This is a genomic window from Mycolicibacterium holsaticum DSM 44478 = JCM 12374, assembly GCF_019645835.1.
Classification (GTDB): Bacteria; Actinomycetota; Actinomycetes; order Mycobacteriales; family Mycobacteriaceae; genus Mycobacterium; species Mycobacterium holsaticum.
In genome coordinates this window covers 5007952-5027489 of record NZ_CP080998.1, presented here as the reverse complement: position 1 = coordinate 5027489, position 19538 = coordinate 5007952, and the positions used below count along the sequence as shown (strand labels likewise).

Sequence of the window (19538 nt, the reverse complement as noted above, 5' to 3'; positions counted from 1 at the left end):
TTATGTGGCGAAATGGGCCGCGTTGATGTGCTCTGCGACCCGCAAGGCATTAGCGGCGACGGTCAGGCTCGGGTTGAGGCCGGTGCTCGACGGGAAGAACGAGGCGTCCACCACATAGAGGTTGTCGACTTCGTGGGCACGGTTTTGCGGATTAAGCACGCTGCTGGTGGGGTCGGTGCCAAATCGGCACGTACCGCACACGTGTCCAAGGGTTTGGTTGTTGTCGGCTTGGCGCAGGGTCAGCGTGCGGAAGGGCTGCAGCACCTCATTGAGGTGGCGCAAGAACACCTTGCGGCGTTCGATCTCGCTCGGGTGGATGCGATATTGAAGCCGCAGTCGCTGGCGCCCGTCGAAACTTGGCTGGTCGCTCGGGAGGACTCGATTGTCGAGATATGGCAAGTCCTCCATCATCGCGACAAGCACCAATGCGCCACTGACCACCTGGTTGTAGATGGGCCGCGCAGCGGCGCTCATCAGCCGTAGCGCCCTCGATGTCCACCGCGGTTGGTTCATCAACATGTCCAGAGGCGCCAACGAAGCCATCGAGGCGGCTGACTGCACCGTGCCGTACTTTTGGCCTTCCATGAAATAGAAGTCGTTGAGCCCGATTTCCTTGTTCTCGGCTGTGATCTTGCTACTGCCATGGGGCCAAACCGCGATCCAGTCCATCAGGTGACGCATCAGGTTGCGGCCCACCATGTCTGAGCCGTTGGCCAGCCCGCGAGGCCAATGCTGGGACCGGGAGTTGAGCAACAGCACCGGCGTGGCCAGGGCCCCTGCGGCCAGGACCACGACCTTCGCTTTCAGCGCCAGCATGTCGGACCGGTGCTGGCAGATCACGGTCTGGACCCGTGTGCGGTCAGATTCGAGTCGCACGACTCGGCATTCGGCCAGCAAGTGAGCGCCGTATTCGGTGACGGCAGGTAGGACCCCGCACCGGGCACCGTCGTTCTTGCACGATTTCGCGCAAAGGTAGGCCTGACAGGTTGTGCAGGCATCGGTGTAGTCACAAGCCATCGGCAGGTGATAGGGGTGTAATCCGCGCCCCGTCAGGTAGTTGACCAGCGGCTGGTTATCGACGGAAAAGGGTGGTGCGGCCGGCAAGCCGACATTCACCGCCTCCGGCCGAAGGGGATCGGGTTGGCCGCGCACCCCGAGCAGCTTCTCTGCCTGCGAGTACCACGGCGCCAGCTGGTCATAAGAGATCGGCCACGTCTCCGGCACGGTGGACTCACCGGGGTCGGTGAAGTGTTGGCGGGGGGTGAAATCGTCGACGAAAAACCGTTCGCAGACCATGCCGTAGAGCGCCGATGACCCGCCGGTTCCGCTACCGATGAACGGCACGAATCGTTTCGGGCCGCGGCCGCTGATGTCTGTGATTTCATCGGTGCTGCGTCCGCCACGGGCCAGGGTGTCGAAGTAGGTGTTTTTTGCCCGGGCGGCCTGCGGCTCAGCTATTTCGGGCATCGCCGATCGGATCGTTCCTGGTGCCCCGGGAAGTGTCGAGCGTCCCTTTTCCACGAACAGCACTCGGCGGCCCGCGCGGGCCAACCGGTGGCCGAGCATGCCACCGCCCATGCCGGCACCTACGACGATGACGTCCCACTCGACGCGCTCTGCCTCTCGCCCAGTCACGTCGCCGTCAGGCACAATCACGCTCCTCATGGTGACGGCCCAAAAATGGCCGGGTCTAGGCGATTCGGGATCGTATCAACGACGCAACGGCACCAACAGGCGAACGCCTACCCGCGCGCCCCGAACAAGGATATTTTTACGCCGACGATAATTATGCGTCATAATGGTCGCTGCTCCGTGTGATGGCAAGTCGCGGGGCCCCTGAGAGGGAGGACTCAGGATGCATGTAGCGCTTCGTGCCGGCGTGGCGATCATTTCGGCTGTGGTCGCGGCTACGCTCGTGATCCTTGTTGCGGCGATGACCTTCACTTTTGTCGCGCTCGCGAGCACCACCGTTCTCATTATGGGCGGCACCGGACATCCGCTCTCGACGCCACCGGACACGATTCCTTACGTGCGGCAGTACATGAGCGAAGCGGTGAACAACTTCGTTTCACCCGCGGCCACGGCACCAGCCTTGAATGGCATTCCGCAGGGGCCATACAACAGCGTCGCGGTCATCACACCCGAAGAGAACTGGCCCAACTACGGACGTTTGAAAATCGGAGAATCCATCCGCAAAGGAGGCGCAGCCCTCCACAGCTGTCTCACCTCCAGTGTCTGCGACTACAACAAAGACGTGGACTCCGCCGCACCGTCCGTATCCGACACCTTCATAGTTTTCGGTTATTCACAGAGTGCCACCATCGCACTGCTCGAAAAGCAACGATTGGCCGCCGAATACGCTGAGGGCGAAGGCCCCAATGTCGTATTCGTGGTCATCGGCGCGCCACGACCGAACGGAGGATTGAGCTCACGAGATACGACAGGAATAGTGACATTCCTGCTCTTCGGGCGTTGGCCAGATCAGTCGATACCCGTGCCGATATCGACTGACACCCGGTATCTGACAGTCAATATCGCGCTTCAGTACGACGGTTTCTCGGACTTTCCGTTGAATCCCCTGAACCTGCTGGCGACCTTAAATGCCTACATGGGAATCACTCAGTCTCACGGCAGCTATGGGAGTCACAGCCTCAGCGACCCGGGAGTGCTTGATCAGGGGCAGTACGGAGACACCCGTTATTACCTGATCCCTGCCGACGTGCTCCCGTTGCTGAAACCGGTGCAGCGTATCCCATTCATCGGGCACGCCCTGGCCGATACATTGGATCCGGTCTTGCGGGTGATAATCGAGTCGGCCTACGACCGCAGCGTCAGTCCGGGAGTTCGGACGCCGTTCAATGTTTTCTACTTCGAGAACCCGATCGAATTCGCCAAGAACATCGTCGCTGCCATCCCGGTGGGTGTGGACAACGGGATCGAGACCATCTTGGGATTTCGACCGTTCGGGACACGGAGACCTGGCGCATTTGGTGTCGGTGGAGAAGAGATGAATTTCGTGGGGTCTGGTTCTGCCCCGGTTGAGGCTACAGAATCGGCGTCGGAGTCGTCGGCCGGTGACGACACCGACGTGGCCGATCCCGATGTGGATTCGGGGGCGGCCAATGTGTTGTCCGGCGGGGTCGATTCTGTCGCGGTTGAGACCGCGGAGTCGATGTCGGAGTCGTCGGCCGGTGACGACACCGAGGTGTCCGATCCCGATGTGGATTCGGAAACCGCGGATGTGATGTCGAGCGATGAGGGTCCGGCTGCCGCGACGACGCGAACGGATCTATCGGTCGTCCCCAATAACTCGACGATCTCAACCACACTAAGCAGAACGAATATCAACTTGCGGAAATTCATGCCGCACAGGGCATCGTCGACGAATACGCACGATAGCGACTCCTCCAACAGGGAAGATTCCACCGCTACCGGGGATGCGCGTCAGGATAACTCGAGTATGGCGACGAGTTCGTCGTCGTGACGGGCGCGATCGAAGTGTCTGGCTCTTTCCAGGGCGCCGGCAGCGAGGTTTCGTCGTAGCCGTTCGTCTGACTCGAGGGCGATCAGGTTGGCGGCGAGTGCCTTTGCGTCTCCGGGTGGGCTGAGCAGTCCGGTGACTCCTGGTTGGATGATCTCCGGTGTGCCACCTGAGTCCGTTCCGCATACCGGCAGTCCCGCTCTCATCGCCTCGACGGTGACGCGGCCGAACGCCTCTTGGTGGCTGCACATCAGGCCCACGTGGGCGGCGGCCCAATACGGTTGCAGATCGCGTGTCGGTCCGTGGATGCTCACGAGATCGTCTACGCCCAAGCGTCGAGCAACACGACCAAGTGGTTCAGGGCTTCCGGGGCCCAACAATGTCAACTCGATATCGATACCGGCATTTCGGGCGATAGCAATGGCCTCGATGGCTAGATGCTGTCCCTTGGCGGCGGAAAAGTAGCCGACCAGGATCGTGCGCATGCGCTCACCGGGACACCTCTTCGGTGGAGTGCCCAGCGCGCTGTCGACGGCGGGGTAGATCACGTGTGTCTTCATGCTGGGGCTCAACGCCAGCATGGCCTGCTCGACGGCGTGGGAATTGCAGATCACCGACTCCGATAGTCGACCGATCAGGTGGACGGTTCGGCGATAGCCGAACAGGAACCAGAGTCGATGGTCGTCTCTGCCGAACTCCCGGACTATCCAGTGGTGGGGGATGCCGAGGATCTTGGCGGCGATTGCGTGCGATGGAATGGTCATCGTGTTCGTGAGCACCATCGTCGGACGCAATCGGACAAAAAGCCGCAACGCCTGCACAATGCCTGGCAGAAGCAGTGCGGTGTAGGGCAGCCAGCCGATAAGCGCGTGCGGCTCGACTCTGCCGAAACGCCGCCATTTGCCAAAAGCCCACCACGGTGTCCAACCGATGACGGTTTGGATACCGTCGCTAGTGCATCGCTCTGCGACGGCCCCCTTCTGCGGGATGACCGCGACCAGATCAACGTCTGGCCGCTTTTCCCGCAGCCCCAACAAGATGTCCCGGAATCCGACGACGCCGCCGCCGCCGAAACTACTGACGTTCGAGACCACCACCACCCGCGTGCCGGGGTTCTCGTAGCGCGATGTTTTTTCCACGCGACGTCCGGTTTTCACGCGCGATGGCCGGGCGGCAGGCACGGGCAAAGTTTATGCCCAACCTGCAAACCTTAATCGGTAAGGGGTGCTACGAATATGGGTTGACGTACCCTTCATCTCGCTCACCTGAGCGTCTGGGTACAGCGAACTGAGTGCGTGGAGCGAAGAAGCGATGCAAGGAGCACCTCTCCCATGACCGACGTCATGCCGTTGCCCGACACGGCATTGGTGACGTTGTGGTGCCGCGCGAACGAAGCACGGCGATCCGATGCGATCATCGACGATCCGATGGCGATACGCCTGGTGGATTCAATCGATTACGACTTCAGCAAGTTTGCGCTCCCCGCCGAACGGCAAGATCTCGCGCTGCGGGCGCTTGCCTTCGACGACGGTACCCGCCGTTATCTCTCCACTCACCCCAGAGCCACCGTGGTCGCCCTCGGTGAAGGGATGCAGACCAGTTTCTGGCGCCTTGATGCCGCGGGCGTCGGCCACGAATTTCGTTGGCTTACCTTGGACTTGCCGCCCAATATCGAGCTTCGGCAGCAGTTGCTGCCCGATTCACCCCGCATGTCGACGTGTGCTCGATCGGTACTGGATTTCAGCTGGATGGAAGTGGTGAACCCAGAGGACGGTGTGTTCATCACCGCCGAGGGGCTCCTGCCTTACCTGGAGCCTGCCGAGGCGCTCAACCTGATAGGGGAATGCGCGCGCCGCTTTCCCGGTGGTCAGATGATGTTCGACCTGCCGCCGAAGTCGCAGGCGTGGCTGTCTAGCCGTCCACGATTGTGGAAGGCGTTGCGCGGCGACTGGCCGCGAACGCCGTTCAGTCTTACCGTGGGTGAGCTTGCGAGGTTGGCCGACACAGTGCCCGGCGTCCGGGCTGTGCATGACGTGCAGCTCCCCCGCGGTCGCGGACTGGTGTTCGACACGCTGTTGCCGAAAGCCCAGGGACGGCCGTTATATCGGCCGCTTCGTCGGTGGGTTGGTGTCAACTGGCCAACGATCGCGTCGCTGACCCTGCTCGAGTTCGATAGCTAGTGGCCAAGCGGGTGAAGTTCGGCGTCCTGGGGGCAGCCCAGATCACGCCGATGGCGCTGATCAATCCCGCGAAGGACAATGACGAGGTCTTGGTCGCGGCGGTCGCGGCACGCGATGTTTCACGCGCCGAAGCCTTTGCCGCCAAGCACGGCATCGCCCAGGTCCACGAAAGCTACGAGGCGCTGATCGCCGATCCGAATGTGGACGCGGTGTACGTTCCGTTGCCAAATGGCCTACATGGCAGCTGGACTCGGGCCGCGCTCGAGGCGGGCAAGCACGTGTTGTGTGAAAAGCCATTCACCGCTAACGCCGCGGAGGCCCGCGAGGTCATGCGGTTGGCGACGGCATCTGATCAGGTGGTGATGGAGGCGTTCCACTACCGTTATCACCCCTTTGCGTTGCGAGCCGAGGAGATCATCGCTTCGGGTGAGCTCGGCACGTTGCAACGCATCGACGTCGCCTTCTGCTTCCCGCTGCCCCGGTTCTCCGACATCCGCTACAACTACGCCTTGGCTGGCGGCGCGATGATGGACGCCGGATCTTACGCGGTGCACATGTTGCGGACATTTGGCGGTTCGACACCGGAAGTTGTTTGGGCACAGGCGAAATTACGTGACGGGCAGGTAGACCGCGCGATGAAGGCTGAGTTGCGTTTTCCCGACGGGCATATCGGTCGACTGCGCTGTTCGATGTGGTCGACGGATCTGCTACGGATCACCGTCAGAGTAATAGGCGATCTTGGTGAACTGCGGGTGCTCAACCCCGTGCTTCCCCACATTTTTCACCGCTTTTCTGTGCGATCTGGCGGCGCGAGCCGAGTGGAGCGCTTTCCGCGGCGTGCTACCTATGCGTATCAGCTGGATGCATTCGTCGCGGCGGTGCTACGCGGCGAACCGGTGAAGACGACGCCGGAAGATGCGGTCGAAAATATGACCGTCATCGATTCGATCTACCGCGCCGCGGGCCTTCCCGTTCGCGAACCGAGCTGACGGCATACTGACAGCGAGGCCGTTCTGGCCCGCGGTATTGCTGGTACAGCCGACGAAGCTGGGTTGGCGTCACCGCTGGGGGCGTGCAAGCCCTTGCTCCTACCTTGGTTCATGACCTTGGTGTTGATTAATTGGTTTGCCGGTGGCGCCGGAAAACTGAAGATCCGCAATCTCGGTGGTCACATGGTCGGAAAAAGTGGTCTTTTTCTGCAAAATAATTTGGGAATAAGTATTCAGGATGACATATTCGCCTTTGTAGTATTTCAAAAAGATATTAATCGCCCACGCCGGGTTGGCGCGTGCGCGCGGGAACCCCGCCCACAAGAGATCATCGAAAATCAATAGGCCACCCTGCTTCAGCAGGCGCCAGGCATTAACCCCATCCACTAAGACATCATCGGCAAAATGCGATCCGTCTACGTAGATCACATCAAAAACCTGCTCTTCGTCGAGCAGTTGCGGCAACACCTGTAGCGACGAGCCTTTGCGTTTGGTGAGCCGGGACGCACAAGGGGCGAGATTGGCATCGAACCGGTCTTCAAGGTCGCTCAGGTCCCGCGCCGCGTTATCCTGATGTTCGTCGCCACCTGCCCAGGTGTCCACAGCCGTTAAGTGCCCGTGCGTGAAGTACGTCAGAAGGAAGAGGGTCGAACGTCCCTCCCATGACCCGATTTCCAAGACGTGAACTGGGTCTTTGCGATCGAAAGTTCGCGAAAACGCATCGCACCACATCACCACGTTGATGTCGTATGCGTCAAAGAACAGTTCTCGAAACCGGCCCCGTGCAGCGTTGATCTCAAATTCTTTTCGTGCCTCAGAAATATGCTTTGCCGCGTTCGCAAGAATGCCAAGCTTGATCAACGTATAGCGCAAGTTGTCCTTGGCGAAATTCCACAAAACGGAAGGCCGTCCGCGACCGATCCACAATAAAAATACAAGAGGTCTGGTTGCCCACCGAATACGGGTTAATTTACTGTTTGAATGGTCCATTTCAATCCATCTACGCGTGGCGCAACCGTCGAGTTGGGCGTGTGAATGCTAGCAGGGCACGCGCGGTGGCGGCGGTTTTCTGCCCGCACTCCAACTATCCGCAGGACGCTACGTTCTCGACCCGCCTGACGTTTAGTGTGGTGCTCAGCGGCCTCATTACTAAGCCGCCGTGTTGAACAGTGGGGCGAATGAGGCTCAACCCTCCGGTGACTGGATCCGCGCGCCGGATGAGTACTGCGACCAGATTTCCCGTGTCGAGAGAATCACTCCAGGGAGATAGCCGAATGGCAAGTCGGCAGAGAAGGAACTTGTGATAATGGCCAAACTTCCTGACCTCGGCTAGGGGCACGAGGACGAAAGGCTGGGTCCGCAATGAAGTTCGTGCTGGCGTGCCACGGTGCGCGTGGCGACGTCGAGCCCTCGATAGTAATCGGCCGCGAGCTGTTGCGCAGAGGTCATGACGTTAGCATCGCGGTCCCGCCCAACATGATCAGCTTCGCGGAGGAAGCTGGACTCAAGGCCGTGGGCTACGGACAGGACTCACGGTTCATGATCGACGCGCAGCGCGAGTACTGGACGTGTTTCTTCCGAATCCCCTGGAAGATGAAGGATCTGGATAGGTTGGGTCGCGAAATCGGGGAAATCGTCCGCGAGTGCTGGACAGTGGAGGCAACCTCGGCTCTAGCGTCGCTAGCCGACGGGGCCGACATGGTCATCGCCGGCTACGGTTTCGAGCAGTTCGCTGCCAACGTCGCTGAGTACTACGACATACCGCTGGCCACGCTCCATTTTTTCCCGCTACGGGCCAACGGCAAAGTCCTCCCGTTCCTGCCCGGCCTGTTGGGCCGCGCCGCGATGACAGCGTACGAATGGATGTCGTGGAGCGGTCCGCTGAAGCAAGTTGAGGCGGCGCAGCGCCGCGAGCTTGGTCTGCCGGAGGCAAGAACTCCGTGGCCGCACCGGATGGCGCAACAAGGCGCTCTGGAGATCCAATGCTACGACGATGTGGTTGTTCCGGGTCTGGCCGCTGAGTGGGCGAAATGGGGTGGCCAACGACCTTTTACGGGCACGCTGACACTAGAGTCACCGACGGATTCCGGCGAGGAGGTCGCGTCGTGGATCGCGGCGGGGACGCCACCGATTTTCTTCGGGTTCGGCGGCGTACCAGTCGGGTCTCCGGCTGACACGATCGCCGTCATCAGCGCTGTGTGTTCGCAGTTGGGCGAGCGGGCGTTGGTGGGCGCCGGCGCCACTGACTTCAGCGAGGTCCCAAATCCAGAGCATGTCAAGGTAGTGGGCCAAGTGAACTACTCCACAGTCTTCCCGACCTGTCGCGCAGTCGTGCACCACGGTGGCGCCGGCACCATCGCCGCGTGCATGCGAGCGGGAGTCCCACAGGTGAGCCTTTGGACGTTGCCCGATCAATCATTGCGTACAGCTCAGCTCAAACGATTGAAGGTGGGCACAGGTCGGCGCTTTTCGTCGATCACAGTGGAGTCGTTGGTCAAAGACTTACGCCGGGTAATGGGCCCGCAATACCGCACCCGCGCCCAAGCGTTGGCGACGCAGATGACCACGCCCACTGAAAGTGCCGCGGCTGCCGCCGATCTCGTGGAAAGGGCTGTTCGCACAAGCCGTGAGTTCGGATCGGCGAGAGTCGACCGCCGCGACCGGTAAGTGGCGTACGACACTCGAGGAGTTCGATGGGTTGCAGATACCCGAGGTGAGTTGTCGGGTTGTCCCTGCGCATAGATCTCTGCATGCCGAGGGACGCCACATTGTTGTTCTCCGCCGACGCCGCAGCCCAAGAGGTCAACTTGCTTATCCACACCGCACACTGCCGTTTCGCCATGGGAGTGAGCAGCGATGATGCCAATTCCAGGCGTTCTACTTAGAACGTCTTCTAGTATCGCCTCAGCGGCGGTCGGACGCCGAAAACCGCGTACCGTCAGTCCGATCGACCGCAACACCGGAACTGGCCTTGCCAGCTTTGCGCGGCTTGACATAGGAGAGAGTGAAAGCCCATGCCACACGATGGGGGGCCGGTACGGATCGGCATTTTGGGCGCTTCAAGCTTCGCACCGACGACCATCATCAATCCGGCAAAGGAGAACGCCGAAGTTGTAGTGGCGGCGGCAGCATCTCGTGATCAGCCCAGTGCCGACGAGTTTGCGGCTAAGTACGGCATATCCAAGGCATATGGCAGCTACGAGGCCCTGATCGACGATCCCGACCTGGACGCCATCTATGTACTGGTGCCCACCAGCATGCACGGTCGGTGGACCAAGGCTGCCCTTGCCGCGGGCAAGCACGTGTTGTGTGAAAAGCCGTTCACCGCCAATGCCGCCGAGGCCCGCGAGGTCGCCGAGTTGGCGGCCAAGTCAGACCGGGTGGTCATGGAGGCAATCCAATTTCGACATCACCCGTTGACCCGGCGGGTCGAGGAGGTCATCGCCTCAGGGGAGTTGGGCACACTGCAGCGGGTAGACGTCAGCTTGTGTGTCTTGCTTCCGACGTTCAAGGCGAACTGCTATAACTTCGCGCTTGGTGGCGGCGCGATGATGGATGCCGGAAGTTATGTGGCGAACATGGCCCGCACATTCGGTGGGTCGACGCCGGAAGTAGTTTCGGCGCAAGCAAAACTGCAGAAACCACACGTGGACCGCGCCATGTCGGCCGAGTTGCGGTACGCGGGGGGCCACACCGGTCGACTTCGCTGCGCCTTATGGTCGGCCAACCTGTTCTGGGCTACGGCGAGCGTGGTCGGTGACGCCGGGAAGCTGCGGGTGCTCAGCCCCGCGGCACCTCACCTCTACCCACGGCTTTCGATCCGATCTGCCAACGGCCGGCGTGTGGAGCGCTTCTCGCGACGGGCCACCTATGCCTATCAGCTGGACACATTCGCCGCAGCGGTGCTGCGTGGGGAGCCAGTACGGACTACGCCAGAAGACGCGGTCGAGAACATGTCTGTTATCGACGCGGTCTACCGCGCCGCGGGCCTTCCGATCCGCGAAGCGAGCTGACCCAATCCGGGTGACCAAATTGCCGCTGGGGGTTCTCGACGGGATTTGGGCCGGAAACGCTCTGCTTAGCACCGCGTCCATCTGGCAGGGTCGCAACAAGCAGTCGAGCTGTGGCCGACGGGCCTGAGTCGTCAGGCCCCTAGGCGTCCGAGCCCGGTGATCTCCAAGCTGACCGACTTACGCTGTCCGACCGCGCCGAGCATGAACCGGATATCACCCCACGGTGCGCCCAACCAGAACCGCCAGAATCGCTTGTCCCACATCTTCCACACGTAGCTCCCAACCCCCAGTAAGCGCTGTGCTTGGAACCATTCGACGTGGTGAATCAGGCGCTTCACAGGATCCGTCACCATGGCGACGTTCATCTCCATGATCTCCAATCCCCAGGCCCGGTAACGGAACTCGAAGTCGTACTTGTTCTGGAACTCGTAGAACGCCCTCATTTCACCATTCGTCACCAGGTACTCGTCAAACACAAGAATCGAGCCCACAGTGAAGCGTTCCTTGCAGGTTTCCAGCGCGTGCAGACAGCTGTCGTAGGTGTCCAAATCCATATGGAAGAGCCGTATCGGCCCTGGGTGAGCATCGAGGAACGGCGCCAACGTGTCATAGGTGCTGCCCCTGACGAACTGGACATCACGTCCCAGCGCAGCTGGAATCCCGTCTTCGATCGTGACCCCGGTGTCTTCGATGAGGCGTTGTGCGAACGGCTCTGCAATCGACAATGCACCAGCCCTGATGAGCTTCTGGTCGTCTATCTGCCAATCCTCGACCAGGCCCTCGAACGTGTCGAAGCCGTACACGCGGCGACCGGACTTCTCCGCCAGCAGTCGGGTCGACCATCCGATCCACACTCCCAGGTCGAGGAGCAGCCCGTCACCTTGGAGTTGGGACGCCTCCCATAACAAGGTGTGGCCCGAAATCTTGCACTGGCGCAGATCTCTCAACGCCTGACGAATGAATTCCTGGTAGTCAGCCTCGTAGACGTTGATATCGCGGGAGTACAAGTCCGGGATATATCGGTCGCTTTGTCGAGGCACGCTGGCACTATAAGCGCACCGATCTGGCCTTGGGACGCTTTCCACGAAGCCCCGGCTGACAGCGGCTGTCACGAAACCGTCTTCATACCTGTGGCGCTTTCACCGAGACGGCCTGGCATACGGCGGTCGCCTGGCGCCACGCACACCCAGATCGCGATAGGTGCGCAGCGACCTACCTGCCGCGGGTCGTGCGCCCAGGCCGCCGGAAGCCGTCGCCGCCTACCTGCGCACGCGCGTGCCTTGGTCTTCCACTCAGGTCCGACAGCTGAAAGTCGTCACGAGGCTGCGCTTTTCGATGGTTGCTGAAAAGACATCGCTCCAGGCGTGCGCCGGGCGTCGGCTCTGCGATACCAGTCAAGGGTTTGCGAGTATGCTTCCCGTCCTGGGAAACCCGCCGGTTGCGTGGCTGCCGCTGGGGGTCTCGTCGAGAGTTGCATCGGCGCGTCTGTCGAGGTCGCCTCGGTTGTAGACAGGTTAGGTGTCAGCGTGGGCGAGCGCGAGGTCGGACAGGGCGCCGATGGCCGGAGTCAGCCCCCTGGAGTATTCGAGCGTCATGTGGTTCCGGTCGAAGTAGACAAGGGTGTTGCCGACGATGACCGGGCAGCGTTCTGCGGTACAGAACAGATCGGTAAGGTCGGCATATTGACCACCGCCGGCCTTGGTCGCGGCGGCCTCCGCGGTGATACCTGACCGGTTTACGGCGGCTGATCGCGCTGGCGCACAGGCGGTCGCCTCGTCGAGGTGAGCAGACACGCAGACCGGCACCATCGACTGTGGATCTGGGATCGGTCCCAGTACGAGCACCTGCGCTCCCGTGTCGCGCAACTCTTGCACCATCTGTGTGAGGCTGGCGAGCCACGCCGGATCATAGGAGGTAAAACTCGATGGCCACTCGGGTGAACCATAGCCTCGCCAATTACTGAGAACGACAAGCCGTGGGCGTTCGGCGCGCAACCGGGCGATGATTTCCTCGCGCCACTGCTGACATTCGGTGTAATCCCTGCGCAGAACGGTGTCGCCCACGGGTAAATCCAGTAGTGGGCAACCAGCCCTGGCCAGGGTCTCAAGGCGCCAGCGACGCTGATCGGCGAGATGCCGAAACGCCGGATTCCACATCGCGGCATGGGAATCCCCGACCAACGCGACCGTGGTGGCCGAATCCACATCGCCAGAAGCGCATTCAGGGTGCCCGGTTTCGAAGAAACTGCGCATACAGCCGTCGAGGTACACGCTTTTCTCTTCACCTTTTGCCTCGGCGAGAGGGGGATCCAGATTCGACGGGACGGCGGTGAGTCGAGTAGAGACCGCGAGCGCAGCCCGCACTTGGGCGAATGCCTCACTGACGGCGGTGTCGTAGACATCGACGCTCGCGCCAACGGGAACGCGTTCGGTGGTAATCGTCAACGGCGTCGCAGGGTCGCCACGGCCGACCGCGGGTGGCAGGACCTGGATCAACACCAAGCCGGCGCAGACAGCCATCGCGGTGGCTGCCCCGCCGAGCGCCAGGCTTCGCCTCGGCGAACTGCGAATCGTTGGACTGAAGCGGAGCGGATTTTCGATGTAGCGCAGGGTGAGCCAGGCCAGCCCGGCAGAGAAGAGAGCTGCACCCAGCCGCGCGTCCAATCCCAGCGAATGGCCCACCACCAGCGGGGCGAATACCAGCACCGGCCAGTGCCATAGATACCAGGAGTACGAGATGCGGCCGATCGCGCGCATCGCCGGCAGCCCCAGCAGGCGCCCGCAGCCCCGTGTGGGTGTGGCGCAGCCGGCACCGATGACCAGCGCGGCACCAAGGGTGGGGAGCAGTGCGGCGGTGCCTGGAAACGGTGTGGCCGGGCTGAACCAAATGCAGGCGAGCACGATGAGCGCCAATCCACCCCAGCCCAGGATCCCCGCGGGCACGGCGGAGAGCCGGCGCCATTGGTCGATGGTGAGTGCCAACAACCCCCCGATCGCCAGTTGCCAAGCCCGGGTGGGCAAGGAATAGAACGCCGTTTCAGGGGCGAGGTCGGTGGCGACATACGAGATGCCGAATGACGCGACCGCGACCAGGACGAGTATGACCAGAAAAGGGCGTTGGGTCGATGCCGCGGTGGTACGAGGACGCCGCATCGCCCGACAGATGAGCCGGACGAACCAGGCGGTGGCGAGAAACATTGGAGCCCAGGCCAAGTAGAACTGCTCTTCGACGCCCAGCGACCAGAAATGCAGGAAAGGCGACGGAGATATGTGGCTCGCGGCGCCGAAGTAGTCGACGCCTTCCTGTATGAAGCGGTAGTTGCTGACGTACAACGCGCTGAAGATGCCGTCGTAGAGAACCGCCGGCGCTTGCAGCGGTGGAAGCAGGAACGTCGCGGCGATCATCGTGAACACGCCGACCGCGGCCGAGGCCGGTAACAGTCGACGTGCTCGAGCACCGTAAAACGCGCGCAGTCGCACGGAGCCGCTGCTTTTCACCTCCCGCCAAAGCAGTCCGGTGATCAAGAAGCCAGAGATGACGAAGAAGACGTCGACGCCGACGTAGCCACCACCTAGGCCAGGTACGGCAGCGTGGAACAGGACCACAGCAAGGACGGCGACCGCACGCAGCCCTTCGATATCGGGGCGAAAGTTGGAGCGCTCTGCGCGTCGTTCACTCCGCTCTTTGGTAGTGCGAGCGCTGTCGGCCTGGTGCAAGGTCGCCTACTCAGGTGGGAGAACGCACTGCTCGGTGAGCATTCGTGTACGGGGCGGGACTCCGGAGAGTCTCGTCCTTGTCAGTTGCGGATGAGGAAGCCGTACGGTGCGAATGACCAACCGAATTTATTTTCGCGAGCCGTGTCATGCGTGTAGTCGTCGGGAAATTCGTTCTCGTACGCCTCGATCGCCTCGTAGGGACCCGGACCCCATTCGGGCGCGACGGGATGTCCGTTGAGAAGCGAATCTTCGACGACGAGGTAGTCGTCGGCCGACAGCAATGGCCGTAGAAGCTTCATCTCGGCCAGCACATGATCCATCGAGTGATCGCTGTCAAGGATGGCCCACACCTTGCCGGGGTACTCATTTCTGAGTTCCCGTATACGCTCCGCCACTTTCGGTGATGCAGAAGATGATTCGAGGAACTCCACGTCGGGGTCACGACGCGCTTGCGCCCTCAGCAGGTCATGGCTGATATCAACCGAAAGTACCTTGAACGGTTCGCCGGTCTGTCGCATCACGCTGGCCCAGTAAACGGCGGAGCCACCGAACGCCGTGCCGAATTCAATTATCAGAGAGGGTTTGAGCTGGACCAAAATCTCCTGGTAGTTCCACATATCGCAGGGCGACTTATAGGTCTCGATGCCCATCCAGGTGGTGTCCTGCCACACCAGATTGTTGAAGTACCACTCGCAGTATTCCTCGGGTTCCGCGCCAGTTGAGCGGTAGAACAGTTGAGAAAACAGGCGGGTACTGCGTCGGTCAAACGCAATCTGGTTCAGAATCCGCAGCTTGGTTGCCAGGGTCGACCGTTTTGGTCCGGCTGTTCGTTGACTCGGCATGCTATTCCTATTCTCGATGCGGCAGCACCGGCCGCATGGGCGTGAGCCACCGGCGTCTGCGTTGAAGGACCGATCAACCTTTGACGAAGTAGTACATCCGGTACGACATCCGCCCGTTCGCCAGATTCTGGTAGATCCACGATTCGCGCACCGGTGCCCCCTTTCGGGCCATTCGCTGCATGAATCTCGGTACCAGGCTGTCCATTACGCGGTCACCCCACGGGGTTGGGTTGAGGTCCAACGCTCTCAGCACTTCTGTGTTGATCTCGCGCCATGAGACAAGCTGCAGCCCCGGCGCACCGGCCAGCCCCGCTTCCCATCGCGGGCACTCGTAGCGCTGGCGCACGTCGGTATACAGAAACGCCCCTCCCGGCCGCAGCACCCGCTCAACTTCGCCGAGGAACCGGTCGAAATGTGGGTAACAATGCGATGATTCGACATTGATCACCCCGTCGAACGATGCCGCGGGAAAAGGCAGGCTCTCGGCATTACCCTGCACGAACTCCAAACCCGGCACTTGATGGTTCCGACGGCAGAACTCGATACCGGCAGGGTTGAGATCCAAACCGACATAGGATGTCGGACGCAGCGCGCGGGCGAGATAGGACGCGCCACCCCCGTGCCCGCAGCCGACCTCGAGCATCTGCTTGCCTTCAAGCCCACCGGCCTGGGTCGCGGTGCTGTGGTACAGCTGAATCGGATATCGGTTGGGTTCGTCCGCGGCTTCAAGTGGCACGCCCATCGGGGGGTCTTCTTCGTATCCCCAATTCAAGAAGAAGACGTCGTCGCTGACCCGGCGAGTCAGGTAAGGATAGAGCCGTTTGTTGACGCGTTGGATCGATTGCCGCATGACCGGACCGAGCGCAGCGTCCGCGGTGATGATCCGCCTGACGACGTCGGCGCGTGGCGTAGAAGGTCGTGTCATGGCAGGGATAGTATTCGCCCCCGCGAAGATTTTGACGTGGTTGACAATTTAGCCTGAATCTGTAGCGCGAGCGGTGGCCCGCTGGCGGGCAGAGGGCTGAGGCGCCACATTGATGTCGACGAAGTCGAGGGCGACCAGATGGGCCTTCCTGCCGGTGATTGACCGGTTCGGTTCAGCTGGGGAAATGCGCCCGATCCACATGTTCGGCGACGCGCAACGCATTTGCTGCGACGGTCAGACTGGGGTTCAAGCCTGCGCTCGACGGAAAGAATGAAGTGTCCACCACGTAGAGGTTCTCCACTTCGTGCGTTCGGTTCTGAGGGTCCAGCACGGTGGTGGTGGGATCGGTACCGAATCGGCAGGTACCGCAGACGTGTCCCATGTTGGAGTTGTCTTTGCCGCTCCCCAACCTCCGTTGACGAAACGGCTTCAGAATCTGCTGGAAAAGCCGCTGAAACGCCGCATGGCGGTCAATTTCGTTGGGGTGTAGCCGGTACTGTATTCGCATTCGCTGGCGACCGTTGGCGCCCGACCGCTCCGATAGCAGCACGCGGTTGTCGAGATAGGGAAGGTCTTCCATCATCGTGGCGAGGATCAGTCCGCCGGTGAAGAATTTCTCGTAGATCTGGCGTACTGCCGGGCGCATCAGCCGTAACGCCTTCCCTTGCGGAGTGGGTCGGTTGATGAGCCATTCCATCGGCGGGACCGCACCAAACGACTGCACGGTGCCGTACTTGTGGCCCTGAAAGAAGTAGAAGTCGTTGAGCCCGATCTCCTTGTTGGCAGCCGTGGTCGTGACGTCCGGCTGCGGCCAGATCTCGATCGGATCGAGCATGTGACGCATCAGGTTGCGCCCCACCATGTCTGAGCCGTTCGCCAAACCGTTCGGCCAATCGCCTGATCTGGAATCAAGGAGCAGGACCGGCGTGGCGAGCGCACCCGCGGCCAGCACCACCACCTTCGCCGTCAGTTCAAGACGACCCGACCGGTGCTCGCAGATCACCCGTCGGACCTCGGTGCGGTCGGCGTCAAGGCCGACCACCCGACACTCGGTGAGCAATTTGGCGCCGTGTTCTCTGACGGCTGGCAGCACGCAGGTCCGAGCGGCGTCGTTCTTGCACGACTGGGGGCAGAGATAGGTCTGACAGGTGGCGCACCCGTCGGTGTACTCGCAGGCCATCGGCAGGTGATACGGGTGCAATCCCAGACCCGACAGGTAGTCGACCACCGGTTGGTTGTCAGCCGAAAAGGGCGGCGCCCCGGGCAATCCGACTTCAGCGGCCTCCGGCCGTAGAGGATCGGCCTGGCCGCGCACCCGCAGCAGCTTCTCTGCCTGTGCGTACCAGGGCGCCAGCTGGCCGTAGGTGATCGGCCACGCTTCAGGGACCGTGGAATCGCCGGGATTAGGAAAGTTCTGCCGAGGCGTGAAGTCAGCGACGAAGAACCGTTCGCAGACCATGCCGTAAATGGCTGAGGAGCCTCCGGTTCCACTCCCGATGAACGGTACGAACCGTTTGCGAATGCGGCCGCTGACGTCTTCGACCTCATCGGTTGAGCGCCCCGCCCTGGCCAACGCGGCGAGGTAGGCATCGGCGGATCGAGCCGCCGCCGGCTCAGCCAGTTCGGGCATGGCCGAGCGGATGGTTCCCGGGGTTCCGGGCAACGTCGAGCGGCCCTTTTCGACGAACAGCACCCGTCGGCCCGACCGGGCCAGCGAGTAACCGACCATGCCGCCGCCCATGCCGGTGCCCACGACGATCACGTCCCATGCAATCCGCTCGGCTTCGCGCGAACTCAGCTCGCCGTCAACCAAAACCGAACTCCTCAGCGGGATGGCCCAGCACGGTTTCGTCTGCTCTGGGCGATTCGGGAGCCTATCAACGATTAGCCAAGCTAGCGGCCGAACGCTTACGCGGCCGTCAAAAGCGGGTAATAATGACCGTTGCTGCTGGTGATGCGCGGGCACCGGGATGAAAGGCCAAGACCCCGACGATGAGATTTGTGCTGTCGAGCTACGGCGGACGCGGCGACATCGAACCCGCCGTCGTCGTGGGCCGCGAGCTGCAGCGTGGAGGGCACGACGTGTGTATGGCCGTGCCGCCCAACCTAATTGACTTTGCGGCCGCTGCCGGGCTCGAGGCCATCGGCTACGGCCTGGATTCGGCGCCGATCCTCAACCTGCAACGCACCTACTTCACGTGTTACTCGCGCACACCGTGGAAGCTCAAAGAGCTCAGACGCATGGCGCGCGAAACCGAACAGTTTGCGGCCGAATGTTGGGCGGAGATGACCAGGTCGCTGATGGTGGCGGCCGAGGGGGCCGACCTTCTGCTTACCGGTCTGATCTTCGAACAGCCCGCCGCCAACGTCGCCGAGGCTCTCGACATCCCGTTGGCCACGTTGCATTACTTCCCGTGCCGGGCCCACGGTCAGCTCATGCCCTTCCTGCCGCCTCCGTTGAGCCGCACAGTGATGACGGTGAACGACTGGCTGGCCTGGCGCGGAACCCGCAGTGACGAGGACACCCAGCGCCGTGAGCTTGGCTTGGCCAGCGCCACCGGTCCCGCGCCGCGGCGGATCACCGAACGTGATGCGCTGGAAATTCAGGCCTACGACCGGGTGTGCTTCCCCAGGTTGGCCGACGAATGGGCGAAATGGAACGGGAAGCGCCCGTTCGTCGGCGCGTTGGCGTTGGAGTCCCCGACAGACGCCGACGAGGAGGTGGCGGAGTGGATCGCTGCGGGTACACCGCCGATCTTCTTCGGGTTCGGCAGCGTGCCAATCGGCTCGCCGGCGGAAATGATCCAAATGATCGGCGCCGCCTGTGCGCAGCTGGGTGAGCGAGCCATAGTGGGCGCCGGCGGAACTGATTTCGGCGTCGCGCCGACGTTCGACCACGTCAAGGTGGTGGGCCAGGTGAACTATGCGTCGATCTTCCCGATGTGCCGGGCGGTCGTGCATCACGGCGGCTCCGGCACCCTGGCGGCGTGCCTGCGCGCAGGAGTTCCGCAGTTGATCCTCTGGACGTTGCCTGATCAGCCGTTCTTTGCAGCCCAGTTGAAGAGGATGAAAGTCGGTGCTGGACAGCGATTTTCGACAACAAACGAGAAATCACTGCGCGCTGGTCTGCGTCGGATCCTGACCCCGCAGTACCGGAGGCGCGCACGTGAGATGGCGCCGCATATCATCAACGCATCCGAAAGCGCATCGGCCGCTGCCAGTTTGGTGGAAGACTTCGCTCGCTTACGTGCTAGGCGCTAGTTGCGGAAGAGGGACCCGTAGGCGGCGAAGTCAAATCCGAGCTTGTCCTCGCGCTGCAGCGCAAGTGGTCCTCACGGAACTTGCGGTCGTCGGCTCCGACGGCTCCACTGGCCGTGGTCCCGTCTAGCGCG

The 19538-nt window shown here is 61.7% G+C and carries 14 protein-coding genes; 6 read left to right on the top strand and 8 right to left on the bottom strand.

The window, feature by feature from the left end:
* The gene (locus K3U96_RS24135; RefSeq protein WP_230982278.1) at nucleotides 1–1650 is read right to left on the bottom strand and encodes a GMC oxidoreductase; all 1650 of its coding nucleotides are present in this window, start codon (nucleotides 1648–1650) and stop codon (nucleotides 1–3) included.
* A 229-nt stretch (nucleotides 1651–1879) separates the two neighbouring features.
* On the opposite strand from K3U96_RS24135, the gene K3U96_RS24130 reads away from it, so the two are divergent.
* Nucleotides 1880–3484: a PE-PPE domain-containing protein gene (locus K3U96_RS24130; protein WP_230982277.1), complete on the top strand. Its 1605-nt coding sequence runs from the start codon at nucleotides 1880–1882 to the stop codon at nucleotides 3482–3484.
* Here the strand turns inward: K3U96_RS24130 and K3U96_RS24125 are convergent.
* Complete coding sequence (locus K3U96_RS24125) at nucleotides 3445–4662, bottom strand: glycosyltransferase family 4 protein (protein ID WP_220691321.1); 1218 nt, start codon at nucleotides 4660–4662, stop codon at nucleotides 3445–3447. The two genes, K3U96_RS24130 and K3U96_RS24125, sit on opposite strands and share 40 nt — an antisense overlap.
* 150 nt (nucleotides 4663–4812) lie before the next feature.
* On the opposite strand from K3U96_RS24125, the gene K3U96_RS24120 reads away from it, so the two are divergent.
* Nucleotides 4813–5661, top strand: a complete 849-nt coding sequence (locus K3U96_RS24120) for a class I SAM-dependent methyltransferase (RefSeq protein ID WP_220691320.1) — start codon at nucleotides 4813–4815, stop codon at nucleotides 5659–5661.
* Nucleotides 5661–6650, top strand: coding sequence for a Gfo/Idh/MocA family protein (locus K3U96_RS24115; RefSeq protein WP_220691319.1), 990 nt, complete (start codon nucleotides 5661–5663; stop codon nucleotides 6648–6650). Before K3U96_RS24120 ends, K3U96_RS24115 begins: the two co-directional genes overlap by 1 nt.
* 99 nt (nucleotides 6651–6749) lie before the next feature.
* Here K3U96_RS24115 and K3U96_RS24110 read toward each other — a convergent pair whose 3' ends face one another.
* Entirely contained in the window at nucleotides 6750–7640 is an 891-nt protein-coding gene (locus K3U96_RS24110; protein ID WP_220691318.1) for a class I SAM-dependent methyltransferase, read from the bottom strand.
* A 372-nt stretch (nucleotides 7641–8012) separates the two neighbouring features.
* Here K3U96_RS24110 and K3U96_RS24105 point away from each other — a divergent pair, with 372 nt between their 5' ends.
* Both K3U96_RS24105 and K3U96_RS24100 read left to right on the top strand, forming a co-directional pair.
* A complete protein-coding gene (locus K3U96_RS24105) occupies nucleotides 8013–9317 on the top strand; it encodes a glycosyltransferase (protein ID WP_220691317.1) in 1305 nt (434 codons plus the stop codon).
* A gap of 347 nt (nucleotides 9318–9664) precedes the next feature.
* Nucleotides 9665–10663 (top strand): Gfo/Idh/MocA family protein, encoded by a 999-nt coding sequence (locus K3U96_RS24100; RefSeq protein ID WP_220691316.1) that lies wholly within the window; start codon nucleotides 9665–9667, stop codon nucleotides 10661–10663.
* A 131-nt stretch (nucleotides 10664–10794) separates the two neighbouring features.
* On the opposite strand, the gene K3U96_RS24095 is transcribed toward K3U96_RS24100, so the two are convergent.
* The 5 genes from K3U96_RS24095 to K3U96_RS24075 form a co-directional block, all read right to left on the bottom strand.
* Nucleotides 10795–11703, bottom strand: coding sequence for a class I SAM-dependent methyltransferase (locus K3U96_RS24095; RefSeq protein WP_230982276.1), 909 nt, complete (start codon nucleotides 11701–11703; stop codon nucleotides 10795–10797).
* A 474-nt stretch (nucleotides 11704–12177) separates the two neighbouring features.
* On the bottom strand, nucleotides 12178–14379 hold the full coding sequence (locus K3U96_RS24090) for an acyltransferase family protein (RefSeq protein WP_220691314.1): 2202 nt from the start codon (nucleotides 14377–14379) through the stop codon (nucleotides 12178–12180).
* A gap of 80 nt (nucleotides 14380–14459) precedes the next feature.
* Entirely contained in the window at nucleotides 14460–15221 is a 762-nt protein-coding gene (locus tag K3U96_RS24085) for a rhamnosyl O-methyltransferase (protein ID WP_220691313.1), read from the bottom strand.
* Nucleotides 15222–15294: 73 nt separating this feature from the next.
* A complete protein-coding gene (locus K3U96_RS24080) occupies nucleotides 15295–16071 on the bottom strand; it encodes a phthiotriol/phenolphthiotriol dimycocerosates methyltransferase (protein WP_220693667.1) in 777 nt (258 codons plus the stop codon).
* 247 nt (nucleotides 16072–16318) lie between these two features.
* A complete protein-coding gene (locus K3U96_RS24075) occupies nucleotides 16319–17959 on the bottom strand; it encodes a GMC oxidoreductase (RefSeq protein WP_220691312.1) in 1641 nt (546 codons plus the stop codon).
* 179 nt (nucleotides 17960–18138) lie between these two features.
* Here K3U96_RS24075 and K3U96_RS24070 point away from each other — a divergent pair, with 179 nt between their 5' ends.
* The gene (locus K3U96_RS24070; RefSeq protein ID WP_220691311.1) at nucleotides 18139–19407 is read left to right on the top strand and encodes a glycosyltransferase; all 1269 of its coding nucleotides are present in this window, start codon (nucleotides 18139–18141) and stop codon (nucleotides 19405–19407) included.
* Nucleotides 19408–19538: the final 131 nt, after the last annotated feature.